Origin of the sequence: Streptomyces sp. NPDC007907 (assembly GCF_042959365.1) — a bacterium.
Taxonomy (GTDB): domain Bacteria; phylum Actinomycetota; class Actinomycetes; order Streptomycetales; family Streptomycetaceae; genus Streptomyces; species Streptomyces indiaensis.
The window spans coordinates 467,790-486,344 of the sequence record NZ_JBIBKR010000008.1; the positions used below are offsets into that span (position 1 = coordinate 467,790).

The following is an 18,555-nucleotide window of genomic DNA, read 5'->3' on the forward strand; positions in this document are numbered from 1 at the left end:
TCGGAAGTGGAAACCGCCCCCCGACCTTTGGAGAACCACATGACCACGAGCCAGTCGCCGGCCCGCGCCGTGACGACCCAGGGGCGCGCGGAGGCCGCGCGTCCGTTACGTCTCTTCCTCGGCCTCGACGCCGTCGTGACCGGGGGCAACGGCCTCATCTACCTGTTCGCCGCCGGCCCGGTGGGGGACCTGCTCGGCCTCGACAGCGGCTTCCTCCGCGGCATCGGCGTGTTCCTCACCGTCTACGGCGCGCTGGTCGCCGTGCTGGCCGGCCGTCCGGTGCCGTCCACCGCGGCCACCAAGGTGGTCATCGAGGCGAACCTGCTGTGGGCGGTCGCGAGCGTGGCCGCCGTGGTCTTCGGCTGGCTGGACCCGAACACCGTCGGCACGGTGTGGACCCCGCTCCAAGCGGCCGTCGTCGCGGTGTTCGCCGTGCTCCAGATGAACGGCCTGCGCCGGCTCGGCAACTGACATCCCGTCCCATCAGGGGGAGACATGAGGTCCCACGTCGCGGAGCTGGCCGGGATACGCCGCCAGGTGCTGGCCGGCCCCAGTGAGAAGGCGACGCGGGCGCAGCACGCCAAGGGCAAGCTGACCGCGCGCGAGCGCATCGGCCTGCTGTTGGACGAGGGCTCGTTCCGCGAGGTCGAGCAGCTGCGCCGGCACCGGGCGACCGGATTCGGCCTGGAGGCCAGGAGGCCGTACACGGACGGTGTGATCACCGGCTGGGGCACGGTGGAGGGCCGCACGGTGTTCGTCTACGCCCACGACTTCCGCATCTTCGGCGGTGCACTGGGCGAGGCCCACGCCACCAAGATCCACAAGATCATGGACATGGCCATCGCGGCGGGCGCACCACTGGTCTCCCTCAACGACGGCGCCGGCGCCCGCATCCAGGAGGGCGTCACCGCGCTCGCCGGCTACGGCGGCATCTTCCAGCGCAACACCAAGGCCTCGGGTGTCATCCCGCAGATCTCGGTGATGCTCGGCCCGTGCGCCGGAGGTGCCGCCTACTCCCCCGCACTCACCGACTTCGTGTTCATGGTCCGCGAGACGTCGCAGATGTTCATCACCGGACCGGACGTCGTCAAGGCGGTCACCGGCGAGGAGATCACCCAGAACGGCCTCGGCGGCGCGGACGTGCACGCCGAGACCAGCGGCGTCTGCCACTTCGCCTACGACGACGAAGAGACCTGCATCGCCGAGGTCCGCTACCTCCTGTCCCTGCTCCCGCAGAACAACCGCGAGAACCCGCCCGCGGTGCCGTGCGACGACCCGCACGACCGTCGCTGCGACACCCTCGCCGACCTGGTCCCGGCGGACGGCAACCGGCCCTACGACATGGCGGAGGTCATCGAGGAGATCGTCGACGACGGCGAGTACCTGGAGGTCCATGAGCGCTGGGCGCGCAACATCATCTGCGCGCTGGCCCGTCTCGGCGGACAGGTCGTGGGCGTCGTCGCCAACCAGCCCCGGGTGCTCGCCGGTGTCCTGGACATCGAGGCCAGCGAGAAGGCCGCCCGCTTCGTGCAGATGTGCGACGCCTTCAGCATCCCGATCGTCACCCTCCTGGACGTCCCCGGGTTCCTGCCCGGCGTCGACCAGGAGCACGGCGGCATCATCCGCCACGGCGCCAAACTGCTGTACGCGTACTGCAACGCCACGGTGCCGCGGATCTCCCTGATCCTGCGCAAGGCCTACGGCGGCGCCTACATCGTCATGGACAGCCAGTCCATCGGCGCCGACCTCACCTACGCCTGGCCGACCAACGAGATCGCCGTCATGGGCGCCGAGGGCGCGGCCAACGTCATCTTCCGCCGCCGGATCGCCGAGGCCGAGGACCCCGAAGCCATGCGGGCCGAGCTGGTCAAGGAGTACAAGGCGGAACTCATGCACCCCTACTACGCGGCCGAGCGGGGCCTGGTCGACGACGTCATCGACCCCGCCGAGACCCGCGAGGTCCTCATCGGCTCACTGGCGATGCTGCGCACCAAGCACGCCGACCACCCCGCCCGCAAGCACGGCAACCCCCCTCAGTGACGGCACGGCCGCCCCACAGTGACGGAGGTCCCATGCTCACTCCCCCGCCCCCCATCCGCATCGAGAAGGGCCAAGCCACGGACGAGGAACTGGCCGCCCTCGCGGCCCTGCTGCTCAGCCGTGCCGCCCGGGCCGGCGTCGACGCGCAGGCGTCCACCCCCGGCACCACCTCCTGGCGCCCCCACCCCTTCCACGCCCCGCACAGCTGGCAGACACCCTGAGCAGTGACGAGCCGAAGCACCGGACCGGCCCCCTCCCCCCGAGGGGGCCGGTCCAGCGCTTCGGCACACCCAGCTCCCGCAGCACACAGGGCAACAAAAGCTCAGGTCAGGACCCCTTGCCCGCAGGTTCGAGGATCGCCACGCACTCCACGTGATGCGTCATCGCGAAACATGTGGAGCAAATACGTGTGGACATTTCCGCTGCCCAGCGGCGCCTTGAGAAGAGACAGGCAAAGGACGAGCACCGCCGAGGACGCCCTGTCCGGCCACGCTCAGATCGAAGACGGCCAGACAGCATCCGCGTCGCTCCTCGGGCGCCAGGGCGATGGACAGGCCCCACACCGCGGAGTTGGCCGTCAACTCCGCCAGGGACAGCGTCACCAAGGCGGCGGTCAGCCATGCCCTCGCGGGCCCGCCCGCGAGGGAGCCGGACGCGGCGAAGCACAGACTGCTCACCGCGGGCATAGCGCCCGTCCACGTCAGCATCCGGGTGGTGCGCCGTCGGCCGGTCGCCAGTTCGCTGACCGGGATCTGTAACACGACGACCAGCAGCCTCGTGTCGAAGGAGAACAGCAGGAAGTTGAGCCCGGTCAGCGTCAGATAGCGCGCGTCGGGCAACATCCGGCTGGTGTCCGACCAATCGGCCGCGCCGCGCCCTCCGGGCCGCCTCGGTTGTCGGCGCGGTGAGTTCGGACACCCGCAGCACGAGTACCGCACCGCCGAGGAAGCCAGCCCGATGGTGACCAGCGTGACCCGGTGGGCGGCCGGGATGTCGTCGGTGAGCGCCGCCCCGGCAGCCCCGGACGGGCGCACGCCACCGCGCACAGCGTCACCGCCATGAACTGCCAGAAGTCCGTGACGAAGACGTACGCCGCGCAGCACAGCCCTCACTCCGAATACACCGAGGCGAGCACCCGCCGAGCCCGTACCGGTCGGCGAATGCCCCGCCGAGCAGGGATACCCCGAGGGCCACGACGCCGGCGAGGCCAAGCGACTGGACGAGAGCGGCGGCGGCGAGCCTGCGCCCGCCCGCGGTGAGCCTCACGCCGCTTTCCCCCGCCCATACTCAAGATCAAAAACTTCGATTCCTGTCCTTCCTGCCTGGCCGAAGTGAGCGGAACAATCATTCCGAGGTAAGCCGAGGCATCGCCCTTGGCGGCCCCGACCTGGGCTCACGCGGGCTCCTGGCCAGCGGCCAGGGCACGCAGATGCCGGTGAAGGATCGCGCGCGCGTCCTCGGGCGGCATCAGATCGGGGTGGAGCACCCCGCCGAGGGTGAGGCCGTCCAGGAGGGCGGCCAGCCGCTGGGTCTCCAGCGCGATGTCGAGGTCGCCGGGGATGCCACCGGAGCGCTGGGCCTCCAGCAGGACCCGACCGATCAGCTCGCGTGCCTCCTCGTGCATCCGGCGCGCGCAGGGCCGGAATTCCGGGCGGGTGCGCGCGGCGGTGACGAACGCCAGCCAGACCACCGCCTCCTCGCGGCGGGTCTCGTCGAGGGGGAGGAACTCGGCGAACAACTCCTCGGTGCGGGCGCGGCGGTCGATGCCCGCGTCCGGGTCGAGGAGCTGCTCGGCGTGGCTGCGGATGCGGCCGTCGATGCGGCGCCGCAGCTCTTCCATGGTGAAGATCATCAGCTCGGTGTGGCTGGCGAAGTAGTGCCGCACGGAGCCGATGACGAGCCCGGCCTCCTGGGCGACGTTCCGCAGGGAGGCGCTTTCGAGGCCCTCCCTGCCCACGATGCGAAGAACGGCTTGGGCGACATCCTGGCGCCGGGTTTCGGCTACGACGACTCTTGGCATGTTGTTGTTATAGCACGGGCTTGCTAAATTAATCCGGCGCGTCCCTGCTGGGGCACGGACAGGCCAGGAATAAAGGGGTGCAGTGGTGGACACGTGGATGCTCGTAACGATCATCGCCATAGCCGCGGTCGCGGTGGTGATCAAGCGTCTGCTGGGCGAACCGCTCAACGCCCGGGACCTGTTCGCGCCACCGCTGGTCCTCACCGGCCTCGGGATCTGGGCCCTGACCGAGGTGAAGGGACTGACCGGTACGGACCTCGGCTGGGTCATCGCCGGTTCGGTGCTGGGTGTCGGGCTCGGCGCGGTGCGCGGCGCCACCATCCAAGTCTATCCCAAGGAAGGGATCCTCTACCAGCGCTACACCGGCAAGACGTTCCTCGTGATCATCGGTTCCCTGCTGGTGATGGCCGCCTTCGGCTTCCTCGCGGTACACATGGGGATGCAGGCGGAGGCGCGGCCGATCAACCTCTCCATCGGCGTCGGATTCCTGGGCGAGGCGCTGGTCGTCGGCGCCCGCGGGCTGTCCACGGGGGTTCCCTTCGCCCCCGAGAAGCCGCGGCGTTTCGAGCGGCCGCGCATCTGACGGCCGCCCGCCACGACGGCGAGACGAGGGGCCGGGAGACAGTGACTGTCTCCCGGCCCCTCGTCTCGTCATGTCGTCATGCCCGCAGGAGGCGGTCCGGGCATGACGGCTTCACGCGTACAGCTCCGGGCGCCGGTCGCGCAGGTACGTCGTGGAGGCGCGGGCGCGCTTGAGGACCAGCGGGTCGATGTCGACCACGAGCAGGTCCTCGCGGTCCCCGGTGACGGCGTGCGTCGTGCCGTCCGGCGCCGCGACCGTGGTGTGGCCACAGAAACTGAGGCCGCCATTGTCCCCGGTCCAGTTCGCGTACGCGATGTAGAGCTGGCTCTCGAAGGCGCGGGCCGGCACCAGCGTGCGGGCCACGAACTCCCAGGGCCGCATCAGTCCGGTGGGCACGAGCAGCAGATCAGTGCCGGCCAGAGCGTGGGCCCGCACCGTCTCCGGGAACTCCACGTCGTAACAGATCAGCATGCCGAGCGTCAGGGCGCCGAAGGACACCTGCACCACCCCTTCTTCCCCGGGGGTGAACCGGGCCCGCTCGGCCCGCCCATACAGATGCGCCTTGCGGTAGACCGCGAGCGTCTCACCCCCCGGCGCGACGAGGCGCGCGGAGTTGTACAGGGCGGGGCCGTCCGTCTCCGGCCAGCCGTGGACGATGCCGATGCCGAACTCCCGGGCGATGGCGGACACCTCCGCGCACCGCTCTCCATCCACGGGACCCGCGGCCTGGGCGAGATTGCCTGCCTGAAGGGGGTAGCCGCCGATCGAGATCTCGGGAGTGACGAGCAGCTTGGCCCCCTCATCGGCAGCGCGGCGCGCCGCTGTCCGCAGCTTCTCCAGAAGCTGACGCACATCGGTCGCGCCACAAGCCGCCTGTAGACAAGCGATCCTCACTGAGTGTTTCCTCCGGGGGAATCACTGGGCCCGGCCTGCGATTCCCGCGCGAGCCGCTCCAACTGCCGCTTGTCCGGCTTGCCGTTGCGGTTGAGCGGGAACCGGTCCAGGACGACGACCCGGTCGGGGTGCTCAAAGGGGGCAAGCATTTCACAGAGCCGGTCGCGCCAGTACGCGGCCGTCTGCCCCCGCTCGTCCTCGACGAAGAACACCAGGCGCGACCCGCGCCGCTCATCGGGCAGCGGGACGATCCGGGCGGAGCAGTCCAGGGCGGCCACCTTGCGTTCGATCAGCTCCGGATAGAGCGTGTAACCCATCCGGTGCACGGCGAACTTGCGGCCGAGCGGGTACACGTTGCCGTGCTCGTCCAACTGGCCGAGGTCGCCGGTGCGCTGCCAGCCGTCGGCCGCGGGGATCAGGGCTCCGTCCTCGTCGAGGTGGCCCTCCATGCCGTCCGGGGTGTCCACCTCGATCTCGCCCGCCACGCCCGGTGCCACCTCGTGGCCGTCCTCGTCGACCACCCGCAGGCGGATGCCCTCCATCGTGCGGCCGCAGGCGACCGGGTTCTCGATGGTGGCGAAGGCGATGTTGCCCAGCTCGGTGCTGCCGTAGCTGTCCAGCAGAGGGCGGCCGAACTCCGCGACGTACCGGTCGACGAGCGGCCCGTCCAGGGGCGCGGCGCCGACACAGAACATGCGCACCTGCTCGACGTCGGCGCGCAGCACGGGCTTGCGGCCGATCAGGTTGAGCATGCTGCGGTAGCTGGAGGGCGTCGCGTCGATCACCGTGACCCCGGTCTCGCCCGCCATCCGCAGGGCCCGGTCAAGCCGCTTGTACGGTGCGATCACCAACGAGGACCCGGTGATCCAGGCGATCAGCACCATGGAGAGCCCGTACTGGTGGGAGAAGGGCAGCAGCGGCATCAGCACGTCGTCCGCGACATGCCCGACCTGGTCGGCGTTGCGCCGCAGGTTCGTGAGGAACTTGGCGCCCGACTTGACGACGCCCTTGGGGGAACCGGTCGAGCCCGAGGTCCACATGATCAGGCCGTCGGGCCGCTCGCCCCACTCGTCGAACGACAGCCGCTGTTCGGTGAGTTCGCGGCCCGCCGCGGTCACCAGGATCTCGTAGAGGTGGATGGCGTCCAGATCGTCGTCGATCGGCGCGTCGTCGTCGACGAGGAGGACCTTGGCGCCGGTGCGCCGGATGATGCGCCGGGTCTCCTCCGCGTGCTCCTGCTGGTCGACGAGGACGATGGAGGCGCCGAGGTGCATGAGCCCCAGCAGCGTCCCGACCCAACCCGCCGAGTTGCCTGCTTTGAGCAGGACGCGCTGGCCCGGGCCGACACCGCGGTCGCGGAGCGCGTCGGCGATGCGCAGGGCTCCCTCCTCCGTTGCGGAGAGGGTTTGAACCGAGTCGTGGGCAAATATCTTCGAGGTCACTGTCGGGAGGTTCCTTCCTCGGGCTCGGACATGACCGGTGCGCAGAGCCGCGGACCGGGAAGGCGACCGTCCACAAGGGCGGTCCATCGTCCGGGACGGTGAGGGAACCGTGCCGCTACTGATGCGTAACACGGGCCCCACCAAGGAAGTTAGGCAGTATGCCCCCACTCGGGAACCCTTAACCTCCCCCTAGGCTCCCTTGTTCTCCGCGACGAGAAGCTGATCGTGGACGAGGTTGGCGACCTGCCGGCGGCTGATGTCGAGGTAGCCCCGAGCCCCCGGGAACACCTCCAGGTCGAAGGTTCCGCTGGTGCGGTGCCGCCAGTTCCCCACCGCCGACACCGGCGCCTTTCGGTCCCTCTCGCCGGTGAGCGCCACGACCGGGCACCGTAACTCCGGTCCGCCGTCGCGGACTTCGCTCCGCGCGGCACCCACGGCGCCCGAGACGAACAGGGTCGCGGGGACGACGCCCGCCTCCCGCTCCAGCCTGCGCGCCACCCGGTACGCCAGGTCGGCGCCCCTGCCGTGCCCGAAGAGCGCCAGCGGCCGGTCCGTCCACTCCGCGAGGGTCTCGAAGGCGTCGTCGGCCAGGTCCGGGAGATCCCCGATCCGCGGGGGCGCGCTGCTGTCGAAGGCGTAGGAATGCTGGACCACCAGCATCTCGACGGACGGCAGCAGGAGTTCCGCCAGACAGAGGAACGAGGACGTCGATTCGACACCGTGCGGAAAGGCGGCCAGCCTGAACTTGCCGGCGATCGAGGCATGCCGGATGCATATCAAATCCAGATCGGCACACACACGTGACACCAATAACCTTCCCCTTTCGAATCGATACTTACTTGTCACATACATCGATTAGCGCGACATTACGACGGAGTGAAACCGGCAACCTGGACCCTATGGTTGAGGTCCGGGTGGAGATACTGGCAGCTCAGGACCAATTTCGGCCACTACCGGCCGGCCGGGGTCCCGACCCCTGCACCCCACCCCCTGACCCCAGTTGAGTCCCGCAGGGGATACTAGGGGTTGTCCGCCGAATTCCGCGCGCAATACATTCTTTTCTCCCTGCGCTCAGCGCATCATGCGAGACCGGATGAGGCACCGCCGATGATCAAGGTACGAGACCTTGCCAAAACGTTCCGCAGCCGAAAAAACACCGTAGAGGCCGTCCGGGGCGTGGACATCGACGTCGCGGAAGGCGAACTGGTCGGATTCCTCGGCCCCAATGGCGCGGGAAAGTCCACCACGCTGCGGATGCTCTCCACGCTGCTGCGCCCCACCTCGGGCGTGGCGATGGTGGCCGGCTGCGATCTGCTCGACGACCCCGCCGGAGTGCGCCGCCGCATCGGTTACGTGGGGCAGGGCAACGGCGCCGGAGGCGACCAGCGCGTCGGCGAGGAGCTGATGACACAGGCCCAGCTGTACGGCATCGACCGCAGGCAGGCCCGCCTGCGGGTCGAGGAACTCCTCGGCCAGTACGACCTCACGGGCATGGAGACCCGGACCGTGTCCACCCTCTCCGGGGGCCAGCGGCGGCGTCTCGACATCGTGATGGGCGTGCTGCACCGGCCCCAACTGGTCTTCCTGGACGAGCCGTCCACCGCCCTCGACCCGCAGAGCCGCAGCAACCTGTGGGACCACATCAGGTCGCTGCGCGATCTGCACTCCACCACGGTGTTCCTCACCACGCACTACCTCGACGAGGTGGACGCCCTCTGCGAACGCATCCTGGTGATCGACGGCGGGCGGATCATCACCGAGGGCACCCCCGACGGCCTCAAGAGCGAGGTCTCCGGTGATCTGCTCGTCCTGGAGACCTCGGACCCGTCGAGCACGGCCGCGACCGCGGAACGCCTCCCGGGCGCCCGCGAGTTCACCGTCGACGGCTCGACCGTACGGTTCCGGGTGCCGCTCGGCGGCTCGGTCCTCCCCGGCCTCCTGCGGGAACTCGACCGGAACCAGATCTCCGTCATGTCCGTACAGACCCACCGCCCGACCCTGGACGACGTGTTCCTCACCCTCACGGGCCGCAGTCTGCGCGACACGGATGCCGACTCCACCGACGAACAGGGAGAGTGACGGTGCACTACCTGAAGCAGACGCGCCTCATCTTCATCCGCTCCACCCGCCCGTGGGCCCGCAGTCCGCTCCAGCTCCTCGTCGGGATATCCGGCCCGCTGGTCTATCTCGTGCTCTTCGGCCCCCTGCTGAAGAACACGCTGCCCAGCGACGTGGACGCCTGGCAGTGGTTCGTGCCCGGCATGCTGATGCAGCTCACCCTGTTCGGTGCCGCCTACGCCGGGTTCTCCCTCACTCCCGAGCTGCGCTCCGGGGTCATGGAGCGGCTGCGCGTCGCCCCCGTCAGCCGCGCCGCGCTGCTCTCCGGCCGCGTCCTGAGCGACCTGGCCCAACTGGGCATCCAGGGCGTCATGCTGCTCGCCGCGGCCACGGCCTTCGGTTTTCGCGCCCCGCTCCCCGCGGTCGTGCTGCTGCTGGCGCTGTCCTCCGTGCTCGCCGCCGGGATCAGCTCGGCCTCGTACGCGCTGGCCCTCATCCTCAAGCAGGAGAATCGCTTCGCCCCGCTGCTCAGCATGGTGCTGGTGCCGCTCATGCTGCTCTCCGGCGTGCTGCTCCCGATGAGTGCGGCGCCGGACTGGCTGTACGACCTGTCACGGGTCAATCCGCTGTCCCACGTGGTCGACGCGCTGCGTGCGATCACCGCCGGGGAGTACGCCTCCTCGACCACCCTGACCGGTGCCCTGGCCGCCCTCTCTTTGGTGGTCATCTTCGGCGCCTGGGGCATGCGGACCATGAACCGCGAACAGGGTTGAGGCCCCTGCGGCACCCGGCCGGGTGCCGCGCGTGTGACGGAGCCGGGGCCCCCCCCCCCCCCCCCCGGGGGGGGGGGGGGGGGGGCCCGGCCCCCCCCCCCCCCCCCGGGGGGGGGGGGGGGGGGGCCCGGCTCCGTCACACGCGCCGCGGCAGCGGGTCAGTCCTTGATCTCGCAGATGACCGCCCCGGCCGAGACCGTCGCGCCCACGACGGCAGACAGGTCCTTGACGGTCCCGGCACGGTGGGCGGTGAGCGGCTGTTCCATCTTCATCGCCTCCAGGACCACGACGAGGTCGCCCTCCTCCACCTGGCTGCCGTCCGCGACGGCGAGCTTCACTATGGTTCCCTGCATCGGGGAGGTCAGCGACTCACCGGAGGCCGCCGCCGACGCATTGGAGCCGCTCTTGCGCCGCGGGGCCTTCCTGCCGCCACCGGAGGCGGCGCCGGCGACCGCGGCGCCCAGGGACTCGGGGAGGGAGACCTCCAGGCGCTTGCCCGCGACCTCGACCACCACAGTCCTGCGGGCCGCGTCCACGGTGTCCGTCCCGGTGTCGGTGGCGGGTGCGGTGAAGGCCGGGATGTCGTTGACGAACTCGGTCTCGATCCAGCGGGTGTGGACCGTGAAGGGGTCGCTGGAGCCGGTCAGTTCGGGGGCGAACGCCGGGTCCTTGACGACGGCACGGTGGAAGGGGATGGCGGTGGCCATGCCCTCCACATTGAACTCCGCCAGAGCACGCGCGGCACGCTGCAACGCCTGCTCACGGGTGGCGCCGGTGACGATCAGCTTGGCCAGCAGCGAGTCCCAGGCCGGGCCGATGACCGAGCCGGACTCCACACCCGCGTCCAGACGCACACCCGGGCCCGAGGGAGCCTCGAACCTGGTGACCGTGCCAGGCGCGGGCAGGAAGTTGCGGCCCGGGTCCTCGCCGTTGATACGGAACTCGAAGGAGTGCCCGCGCAGTTCCGGATCGCCGTAGCCCAGCTCCTCGCCGTCGGCGATGCGGAACATCTCACGCACCAGGTCGATGCCGGCGACCTCCTCGGTGACCGGGTGCTCGACCTGGAGGCGGGTGTTGACCTCCAGGAAGGAGATCGTGCCGTCCACACCGACGAGGAACTCCACGGTGCCTGCGCCGACGTAGCCGGCCTCCTTGAGGATCCCCTTGGACGAGGCGTACAACTCCTCGACCTGCGTCTCGGAGAGGAAGGGCGCCGGGGCCTCCTCCACCAGCTTCTGGTGGCGGCGCTGGAGCGAGCAGTCACGGGTGGAGACCACGACCACATTGCCGTGCTTGTCGGCCAGGCACTGGGTCTCCACATGCCGGGGCTTGTCGAGGTAGCGCTCCACGAAGCACTCGCCCCGCCCGAAGGCGGCCACCGCCTCGCGCACCGCCGAGTCGTACAGCTCCGGGACCTCTTCCAGGGTGCGGGCGACCTTCAGGCCGCGCCCGCCACCACCGAAGGCGGCCTTGATCGCGATGGGCAGGCCGTGCTCCTCGGCGAAGGCCACGACCTCCTCCGCACCCGAGACCGGGTCAGCAGTACCCGCGACCAGCGGGGCACCGGCACGCTGCGCGATGTGCCGCGCGGCGACCTTGTCCCCCAGGTCGCGGATGGCCTGCGGCGGCGGACCGATCCAGATCAGGCCCGCGTCGATGACGGCCTGCGCGAAGTCGGCGTTCTCCGAAAGGAAGCCGTAACCGGGATGGATCGCGTCCGCCCCCGAATCCTTGGCCGCCGCCAGCACCTTGGAGACGTCCAGATAGCTGGTGGCCGGGGTGTCACCGCCCAGCGCGAACGCCTCATCGGCCGCCCGCACATGCAGAGCGTCCCGGTCGGGATCTGCGTAGACGGCTACGCTCGCGATCCCCGCATCCCGGCACGCCCGGGCAACACGGACAGCGATTTCGCCACGGTTGGCGATCAGGATCTTGTGCACGATGAACTCCTACGTCCCATGTGGTCGTTGATGGCGGCGACCGCCGCGCGGCGCCGGGCGGCCCGCCCGGCCGTGTCCCGGTCAGCTTCCGAACCCGCCTCGCTCGGGCGGGCGTGTCATGCGCTGCGCGGGCGCGCCCCAGCGGCGGCGCGGCCGCGGGCCCGCGGTGTCCCGGCTCGCCGTCCGCTCCGTCAGCAGCGCCGTCACCGCGACCACCACCGCGGCGAGTTCCTCTCCCGTCGGACGGCCTCGCTCCACCCGCAGCCCGGCTGCCTCGTGGGGGGTGGTGACCCCCTCGTCCCGAGCGCTCACAGGGGGATGTTGCCGTGCTTGCGCGGCAGCCGGTGGGCTCGCTTGCCGCGCAGTGTCTCCAGTGCGCCCGCGATGCTCGCCCGGGTCTCGTGAGGCATGATCACCGCGTCCACGTAGCCGCGCTCGGCGGCCGTGTACGGGTTGCACAGCGCCTGCTCGTACTCCTCGCGCAGCCGGGTCCGCTCGGCGGCCGGGTCCTCGGCCTCTGCCACCGCGCGGCGGTGCAGCACGCTCACCGCGCTCTCGCCTCCCATGACCGCGATCTCGGCGGTCGGCCAGGCCAGGTTGACGTCGATGCCCAGGTGCTTGGAGCCCATGACCCCGTACCCGCCGCCGTACGCCTTGCGCGTGACCACGGTGACCATCGGCACGGTGGCCTCGGCGTAGGCGTAGATGAGCTTGGCGCCCCTGCGGATGATGCCGCCCTGCTCCTGTTCGAGGCCCGGCAGGAAGCCCGGCACGTCGACGAAGCTGAGGATCGGCACGTGGAAGGAGTCGCACATGCGGATGAAGCGCGCCGCCTTCTCGCTGGCGTCGATGTCCAGGGCGCCCGCCTGGACGATCGGCTGGTTGGCGACGATGCCCACGCTCTGGCCGTTGACCCGCCCCAGGCCACAGACGACGTTCTGCGCGAACAGCGGCTGCACCTCCAGGAGTTCACCGGAGTCGAGCACGGTACGGATGACCCTGCGCATGTCGTACGGCTGGTTGGGGCTGTCGGGGATCAGCGTGTCCAGGGCCAGGTCCGCCTCGGTGAGGCCCTCGGGCTCGGTCACGTCGTAGTCCGGCGGGTCCTCCATGTTGTTGGAGGGCAGATGGCTGAGCAGCAGCCGGACGTACTCGAACGCGTCCTTCTCGTCCTGCGCCAGGTAATGGGCGTTTCCGGAGACGGTGTTGTGGCTGAGCGCCCCGCCCAGTTCCTCCCGGTGCACCGTCTGCCCCATGACGGTGCGCAGCACCTCGGGACCGGTGACGAACATGTGTGAGGTCTCCTCCACCATCACCACGAAGTCGGTGATCGCCGGCGCGTACACCGCGCCGCCCGCGCAGGGGCCCATCATCAGCGAGATCTGCGGGATGACGCCCGAGCCCTCGACGTGCCGCTTGACCAGCTCGGCGTAGTACGCGAGCGAGACCACGCCCTCCTGGATGCGGGCGCCGCCGGAGTCGTTGATGCCGATGATGGGGCAGCCGGTGCTGAGGGCCAGGTCCATCACCTTGACGATCTTCTCGCCGTACTTCTCACCGAGGCTGCCGCCGAAGACCGTGAAGTCCTGGGCGAACACGCACACCTTGCGGCCGTCCACCTTGCCGTAGCCGGTGATCACACCGTCGCCCAGCGGACGGTTGCGCTCCATGCCGAAGTCGTGGCTGCGGTGGCGGGCGAAGGCGTCCAGCTCGACGAACGTCCCGGGGTCGAGCAGCGCGTCGATGCGCTCCCTGGCCGTCATCTTGCCCTTGTCGTGCTGACGCCTGACCGCGTCGGAGTCGGCATGCGCGGCGAGTTCGTCGCGGCGGCGCCGCAACTCCGCCAGGCGCGCGGCCGTCCCGTTGCGGGAAGGGTTGTCGGACGTCTCTTCCGAGGCCATCAGGCGCTCCGCTCCGCTGCCACGGCAGGCTTCAGTTCGTTGTTCAGGTATCGCTCGCGGCAGGCTCGGCGCTGCACCTTGCCGCTGGTGGTACGGGGCAGGAGGCCGCGCCGTACGACGACGACCTCGTCCGTCTCCAGCCGTTGGCGTTCGTAGACGGCCCGGTGGACCAGGTCCTTCAGTTCCTGCGGTCCTGTGCCGCGCAGGGCCCTGCCGTCGGCCTCGACGACGACGATCAGGCGCTCTCTCTCGCCGTCGTCCACGGAGAACGCCGCGGCGGCGTTCGGGTGCAGGCCCGCTGCCGCGTTCTCGGCGGACAGCTCGATGTCCTGCGGGTAGAAGTTCCGGCCGTTGCGGATGATGACGTCCTTGAACCGGCCGGTCACATACAGCTCCCCGTCGAGCAGGAAGCCCAGGTCGCCGGTGCGCAGATACGTCGCGTCGCCGGGGCCGTCCTGCCCGGCGATGACCGCTCGGAAGGTCTCCTCGCTCTCGCGCTCCCGCCCGAGGTAACCGGCGGCGACGCAGGGCCCGTTCACCCAGATCTCGCCGACCCGGCCCTCGGGGCACTCGGTCAGCGCCACGGGGTCGACGATCCGCACCCGGGTGCCGGACACGGGGAAGCCCGACCCCACCAGGGGCTGTGCTCCCACGGCGCCCGGGGCGCGCAAGTCCGCCCGGCCGGCCAGCAGGGCCTCCGCGGCCACCCAGAGGACGGTCGGCTCCTCGCCGAGGCGGCTGCCGGTGGCCTTGAGGGTGTTCTCGGCGAGGCCGTAGCCTGGGCTCATGGCGGCGGGGTCGAAGCCGGCCGGTGCGAACGTCTCCGCGAACGTGCGCACGGCTCGCCAGCGCACGGGTTCGGCGCCGTTGGCCGCCACCCGCCAGCTCGACAGGTCGATGTCCGCGGCGACCTTGCCGTCCTGCTGGGCCCGTACGCAGAGTTCGTACGCGAAGCTCGGCGCGGCGGCGTGCGTGCCGCGGAACCGCGCTATCGCCTCCAGCCAGCGGCCGGGCCTGCGGATGAAGGCCTCGGGCGCCATCAGATAGGCGGGGATGCCCGAGCACAGCGGCATCAGCACGCCGAAGAGCATGCCCATGTCGTGGAAGAGCGGCAGCCAGGAGACGACCACGCCGTCGGGTCCGGCCGGCCACAGCTCCTCGGTCTCAGCGACGTTGCTCAGGAAGTTGGCGTGGGTGACCATCACGCCCTTCGGGTCGCCGGTGGAGCCCGAGGTGTACTGGAGCAGCGCGATGTCCTCGGGGCCCGGGCCCTCGCCCGTCCACGGGGCGTCCGGCAGCGCCTCGGTGTCGATGAGCGTGAGCCCGGCCAGCTCGGGCAGATCGCCGAACCGTTCCTCCAGGTCCCGCTTGACGGCGCCGGTGGTCAGAACGGTGCTGGTACCCGCGTCGTCCGCGATGCGGCGCAGCCGCTCCACGCCGCGCCGCCGGGTGGGGACCTGGGCCGGGGCGCCGGCCACTCGCGCGTACATGCAGCCGAGCAGCGCTCGTACGAACTCCAGACCCGAGGGGTAGAGCAGCACGGCGTTGCCGCCGCTCAGCCCGGCCCGCTCCAGGGCGGCGGCGCGGGAGCCCGCGTCGGCCTCCAGCTGCCTGTAGGTGAGGGACCCGTCGGGCTCCTCACCGTCGCGCAGGAATACGTAGGCGGCTTCGTCGGGCTGCTTCTCGCAGCGCAGACGGAGCGCCCGAGGCAGAGTCGAGACGTTGCCCGCCCGCACATCCGGTCCGGTCCTGGTCATGATGGTGATACCTCGTTCCGCGAGGAGCATGGGGATTGATGGACAAACACAACCGGCTCAGGCGTAGGGCAGTTCCACCGGGGCGAGCCGGTCGAAGAGGTCGCCGGGGCCGGGGTTGGCCGCCGGGGTGCGGCCGCCCAGATGGTTGACCACGCCCCACACCGCGTTCAGCGCGGTGGTCACCGCGCCCTCGGCGAAGCCCGCGGTCCAGGAGACGTCGTCGCCGCTGAGGAAGAACCCGCGGTGCGACGCGTCCATCCGGTCCTGCATGAAGTGGGTGAACAGCCGCCGCTGGTACCGGTACTGGCCCGGCAGGTTCGCCTTGAACGCGCCCATGAAATGGGGCTCGTTCTCCCAGGTGACGGTGATCGGCTCATCGATGATGTGCGACCGGATGTCCACCCCCGGGTAGATCTCGCCGAGCCGGTCGAGGAGTACGTCCAGGCGCCGGCCCGGGGAGAGGGTGGAGAACTTCAGCGAGTCGTCGTTCCAGGTGTACGACAGGCACATCACGCCAGGTCGGTCCGCTCCGTTGTCGAAGAGGTACACGCCGCGGGCGATCCGGTCGGTGAGGGTCATGCCCATCGTCTCCCGGCCGGTGCGCGGGTCGATGTCGCGCCAGAACGGGCGGTCCGTGAGGACGAAGACCTTGGAGGAGCTCATGTAGTGCGTGCGCTCCACCGCCGTCCAGTGTTCGGTCGGCAGCAGCCCCGGTTCGCAGTCGATCCGGTTCAGCAACGTCCACAGATGCGGCGTGAACACCACCGCCGGGTAGGCGCTGACGTCCCCGGACGCGTCCTCGACCACGTAGTCGGATCCCTTGCGCCGCAGTCCCACGACGCCGGGTCGCGGGCCGCCGCCGTGCAGTGTGGAGAGGGAGGTGCCCTCGGGCCAGTGGACCGGTGACGCGGGCCGCCGCTCCCACAGGCCACGGGGCAATTGCTGCACACCGCCGACGATGGAGAGCTGGTCGTCGTCGGCCTCCGTGAAGACGACCCGCAGGATCTCCAGGACGGAGTTGGGGAAGTCGGTGTCCCAGCCGCCCGTGCCGAAGCCGACCTGGCCGAAGACCTCACGGTGCCGGAAGGAGTGGAACGAGGACGAGGACGCCAGGAAGCCGTAGAAGGACTGGTCGTCGAGGTCGCGGACCAGGCGGTTCCAGACGGCCTTGAGGGTCACGACGTCGCGCTGCTGGATCGCGCCGCGCACCGTCGACAGTTCGGCCAGCTCCTGGAGCGTCTTCTCCCAGGCCTCGGCGACCTCTTGGTAGAGCGGCGGCAGGTCGTCCTGCGAACGGGCCCAGTGCTGGCGGCCATTGACGTCGATGAGCGTGCCGGGGGTGTCCGGTGCCAGCGGGTTGGGGAACGGCCGGGTGTCCAGGCCGAGCAGGTCGATGTAGTGGAACAGGGCCCGCGCCGACTTCGGGAAGCGCATCGCCCCGAGTTCGGCGACGTATTCGGGGCGGCTCGCGAAGGGGACGGCCCGCATGCGGCCGCCCAGCTCGCCGGCCTCGTACACGACGGGCCGCAGGCCGAGCCGCATCAGTTCGTACGCGGCCGTCAGCCCGGAGATGCCACCACCGATCACGGCCACCGGCGTGCCGGCGCGATCGGGGGGCAATTCCCCGAGACCGGCGGGGTGGCGCAGCCAGTCGTCGTAGGAGAAGGGGAAGTCCGGAACAAGCATGCTCATTGAAGCCGGGCTGGGTGACGTCATCAGGAATACCCTTCGGGCCGTTTCGGCGATGCTGGTCGGGGAATCAATGGAATTCCGGGAGGCTCCGCCCGCTCACGCCGCGCGAGCCGCATGTCGATGCCGTCGGTGTGGCCCGGCCGGATCGAAATGGGGAACTGCCGGCCGAGGACCGCCTGCTCCGGCAGGCACACGCTATTTTTCGCCGGGCGGCACAGGCAACCCCTATCCCCCCTGCCTGTGTGACATGCGGGACGGGTCGGCGCGGTGACCGCGGGCCGTGCCGTGAACGTCAAGGGGTGTCTACGGGGTTGTCTTAGGGGGCCTATGGGGTGGCCGGGGGCCTGCCCGCCCCCATAGCGTCGGCCATGCTGTCCGCTGGCTGACTGTGGGTGAAATCTGATGGAAGAGAAGACAGCTGTCGTATTTCCGGGGATGGGACCGTCAAGCTTTTCCGCGGTCGGCAAATTCATGGTTCTCGACAGGTACGCGAGGCGCCGCATATCGGCCGCCGACAAGGCGCTCGGGTACTCGCTCCTCGACCGGTTCCACGGAGCCGAGGACGACTACTCGGAGTACACGCAGGTGGCCTTCCTGGCGAACTCCCTCGCGCTGGCCGACCGCGCCGAGGACCTCCTCGGGATGCGCCCCGACTACTGTGTCGGGCCGAGCTTCGGGCAGAAGGCCGCGGCCGCCTGGACAGGGGCGCTCGACTTCGCGGACACCGTCCGCATGACGGCTGAACTGGCCCGATGCGAGCAGGAGTTCTTCGCTTCCGAGCACCAGGACGTGGTGACCCACTCCTGTGTGCGGGTCCCGGCGGAACCCTTCCAGGAGTATCTGGACGGGCTCACCGCGAACGGCGACTGGTACGACATCTCCGGCCGGCTCGACGAGGGCTTCCTCATGGTGTCGGTGCGGGAGCACCTCCTGGACGGCCTGAAGAAGGCCGTCGGCGCCGTAGGCGGCTACTCCATGTACACGATGCGCCCGCCCGTGCACGCCGAGGCGTTCGGCGGGCTGCGCCGCAAGGCCGACGAGGAGGTCTTGTCCCGGTACGAGATCCGGGACCCGAAGCTCACCGTCGTCGCCGACCAGGACGGCAGTGTCGTGCGCACCGCGGACGCCATGCGGACCATGCTGCTCGACACGTTCGACAAGGCCATCAACTGGCCCGAGGTCGTCGATTCACTGCTCGGCCTCGGTGTGCGGAAGCTCTACATCACCGGTCCCGACAATCTGTTCCGGCGGGTGAAGTGCACCACCCGGAACTTCGACGTCGTGGCCGTCGATCCGAAAAGTGTTCTCCGGTCCACTCTGCGGCCCGCGAAAAACTGATGCGCTGCGGTGCTCAATTCCCTGTCCGCCGTCCTCGCGGCATCGAATGCCACCGCATCACCGATCCCCGTACCGGCAATGCACCAAGGGGTGCGTAGGGGTGTGAACGCCACTCGG

At 70.0% G+C, this 18,555-nt stretch carries 17 protein-coding genes; 7 read left to right on the forward strand and 10 right to left on the reverse strand.

The window, feature by feature from the left end; all coding sequences use genetic code 11:
* Nucleotides 1-39 precede the first annotated feature (39 nt).
* From ACFZDI_RS31585 to ACFZDI_RS31595, 3 genes are read left to right on the forward strand one after another with little or no spacing between them, the layout of a single operon-like run.
* The gene (locus tag ACFZDI_RS31585; protein ID WP_234846504.1) at nt 40-471 is read left to right on the forward strand and encodes a hypothetical protein; all 432 of its coding nucleotides are present in this window, start codon (nt 40-42) and stop codon (nt 469-471) included.
* Between the two features lie 24 nt (nt 472-495).
* The gene (locus tag ACFZDI_RS31590; protein ID WP_391255219.1) at nt 496-2,040 is read left to right on the forward strand and encodes a carboxyl transferase domain-containing protein; all 1,545 of its coding nucleotides are present in this window, start codon (nt 496-498) and stop codon (nt 2,038-2,040) included.
* 32 nt (nt 2,041-2,072) lie between these two features.
* Nucleotides 2,073-2,261: an acyl-CoA carboxylase epsilon subunit gene (locus ACFZDI_RS31595; protein ID WP_030234973.1), complete on the forward strand. Its 189-nt coding sequence runs from the start codon at nt 2,073-2,075 to the stop codon at nt 2,259-2,261.
* Between the two features lie 159 nt (nt 2,262-2,420).
* Here the strand turns inward: ACFZDI_RS31595 and ACFZDI_RS31600 are convergent, their stop codons facing one another.
* Both ACFZDI_RS31600 and ACFZDI_RS31605 read right to left on the reverse strand, forming a co-directional pair.
* Nucleotides 2,421-3,086 carry a hypothetical protein gene (locus ACFZDI_RS31600; RefSeq protein WP_391255222.1) on the reverse strand — a complete coding sequence of 222 codons (666 nt, stop codon included), beginning with the start codon at nt 3,084-3,086 and terminating at the stop codon, nt 2,421-2,423.
* Nucleotides 3,087-3,433: 347 nt separating this feature from the next.
* On the reverse strand, nt 3,434-4,060 hold the full coding sequence (locus ACFZDI_RS31605; RefSeq protein ID WP_234846507.1) for a TetR/AcrR family transcriptional regulator: 627 nt from the start codon (nt 4,058-4,060) through the stop codon (nt 3,434-3,436).
* 97 nt (nt 4,061-4,157) lie between these two features.
* On the opposite strand from ACFZDI_RS31605, the gene ACFZDI_RS31610 reads away from it, so the two are divergent.
* A complete protein-coding gene (locus tag ACFZDI_RS31610; protein ID WP_391255225.1) occupies nt 4,158-4,643 on the forward strand; it encodes a DUF1453 domain-containing protein in 486 nt (161 codons plus the stop codon).
* Between the two features lie 111 nt (nt 4,644-4,754).
* On the opposite strand, the gene ACFZDI_RS31615 is transcribed toward ACFZDI_RS31610, so the two are convergent.
* The 3 genes from ACFZDI_RS31615 to ACFZDI_RS31625 all read right to left on the reverse strand — a co-directional run bounded on the left by ACFZDI_RS31615 (nt 4,755) and on the right by ACFZDI_RS31625 (nt 7,777).
* The gene (locus ACFZDI_RS31615) at nt 4,755-5,537 is read right to left on the reverse strand and encodes a nitrilase-related carbon-nitrogen hydrolase (RefSeq protein ID WP_391255228.1); all 783 of its coding nucleotides are present in this window, start codon (nt 5,535-5,537) and stop codon (nt 4,755-4,757) included.
* Nucleotides 5,534-6,979: an AMP-binding protein gene (locus ACFZDI_RS31620; protein ID WP_391255231.1), complete on the reverse strand. Its 1,446-nt coding sequence runs from the start codon at nt 6,977-6,979 to the stop codon at nt 5,534-5,536. The genes ACFZDI_RS31615 and ACFZDI_RS31620 overlap by 4 nt, the downstream gene beginning before the upstream one ends.
* Before the next feature lie 189 nt (nt 6,980-7,168).
* On the reverse strand, nt 7,169-7,777 hold the full coding sequence (locus ACFZDI_RS31625; protein WP_391255234.1) for a thioesterase domain-containing protein: 609 nt from the start codon (nt 7,775-7,777) through the stop codon (nt 7,169-7,171).
* Nucleotides 7,778-8,155: 378 nt separating this feature from the next.
* Between ACFZDI_RS31625 and ACFZDI_RS31630 the strand changes: the two genes are divergently transcribed.
* Nucleotides 8,156-9,058, forward strand: coding sequence for an ATP-binding cassette domain-containing protein (locus ACFZDI_RS31630; protein ID WP_391255237.1), 903 nt, complete (start codon nt 8,156-8,158; stop codon nt 9,056-9,058).
* Nucleotides 9,059-9,060: 2 nt separating this feature from the next.
* Nucleotides 9,061-9,810: an ABC transporter permease gene (locus ACFZDI_RS31635; protein WP_391255239.1), complete on the forward strand. Its 750-nt coding sequence runs from the start codon at nt 9,061-9,063 to the stop codon at nt 9,808-9,810.
* Between the two features lie 158 nt (nt 9,811-9,968).
* Here ACFZDI_RS31635 and ACFZDI_RS31640 read toward each other — a convergent pair whose 3' ends face one another.
* The 5 genes from ACFZDI_RS31640 to ACFZDI_RS31660 all read right to left on the reverse strand — a co-directional run bounded on the left by ACFZDI_RS31640 (nt 9,969) and on the right by ACFZDI_RS31660 (nt 17,100).
* Nucleotides 9,969-11,750: a biotin carboxylase N-terminal domain-containing protein gene (locus ACFZDI_RS31640; protein WP_391255242.1), complete on the reverse strand. Its 1,782-nt coding sequence runs from the start codon at nt 11,748-11,750 to the stop codon at nt 9,969-9,971.
* 81 nt (nt 11,751-11,831) lie between these two features.
* The gene (locus tag ACFZDI_RS31645) at nt 11,832-12,062 is read right to left on the reverse strand and encodes an acyl-CoA carboxylase epsilon subunit (RefSeq protein WP_391255245.1); all 231 of its coding nucleotides are present in this window, start codon (nt 12,060-12,062) and stop codon (nt 11,832-11,834) included.
* Nucleotides 12,059-13,651 (reverse strand): carboxyl transferase domain-containing protein, encoded by a 1,593-nt coding sequence (locus tag ACFZDI_RS31650; RefSeq protein WP_391255249.1) that lies wholly within the window; start codon nt 13,649-13,651, stop codon nt 12,059-12,061. The genes ACFZDI_RS31645 and ACFZDI_RS31650 overlap by 4 nt, the downstream gene beginning before the upstream one ends.
* Nucleotides 13,651-15,408 carry an AMP-binding protein gene (locus ACFZDI_RS31655; protein WP_391255251.1) on the reverse strand — a complete coding sequence of 586 codons (1,758 nt, stop codon included), beginning with the start codon at nt 15,406-15,408 and terminating at the stop codon, nt 13,651-13,653. Before ACFZDI_RS31655 ends, ACFZDI_RS31650 begins: the two co-directional genes overlap by 1 nt.
* Nucleotides 15,409-15,465: 57 nt before the next feature.
* Nucleotides 15,466-17,100: an FAD-dependent oxidoreductase gene (locus ACFZDI_RS31660; protein WP_391255254.1), complete on the reverse strand. Its 1,635-nt coding sequence runs from the start codon at nt 17,098-17,100 to the stop codon at nt 15,466-15,468.
* A 471-nt stretch (nt 17,101-17,571) separates the two neighbouring features.
* Between ACFZDI_RS31660 and ACFZDI_RS31665 the strand changes: the two genes are divergently transcribed.
* Nucleotides 17,572-18,438: an ACP S-malonyltransferase gene (locus ACFZDI_RS31665; RefSeq protein ID WP_391255257.1), complete on the forward strand. Its 867-nt coding sequence runs from the start codon at nt 17,572-17,574 to the stop codon at nt 18,436-18,438.
* Nucleotides 18,439-18,555 lie beyond the last annotated feature (117 nt).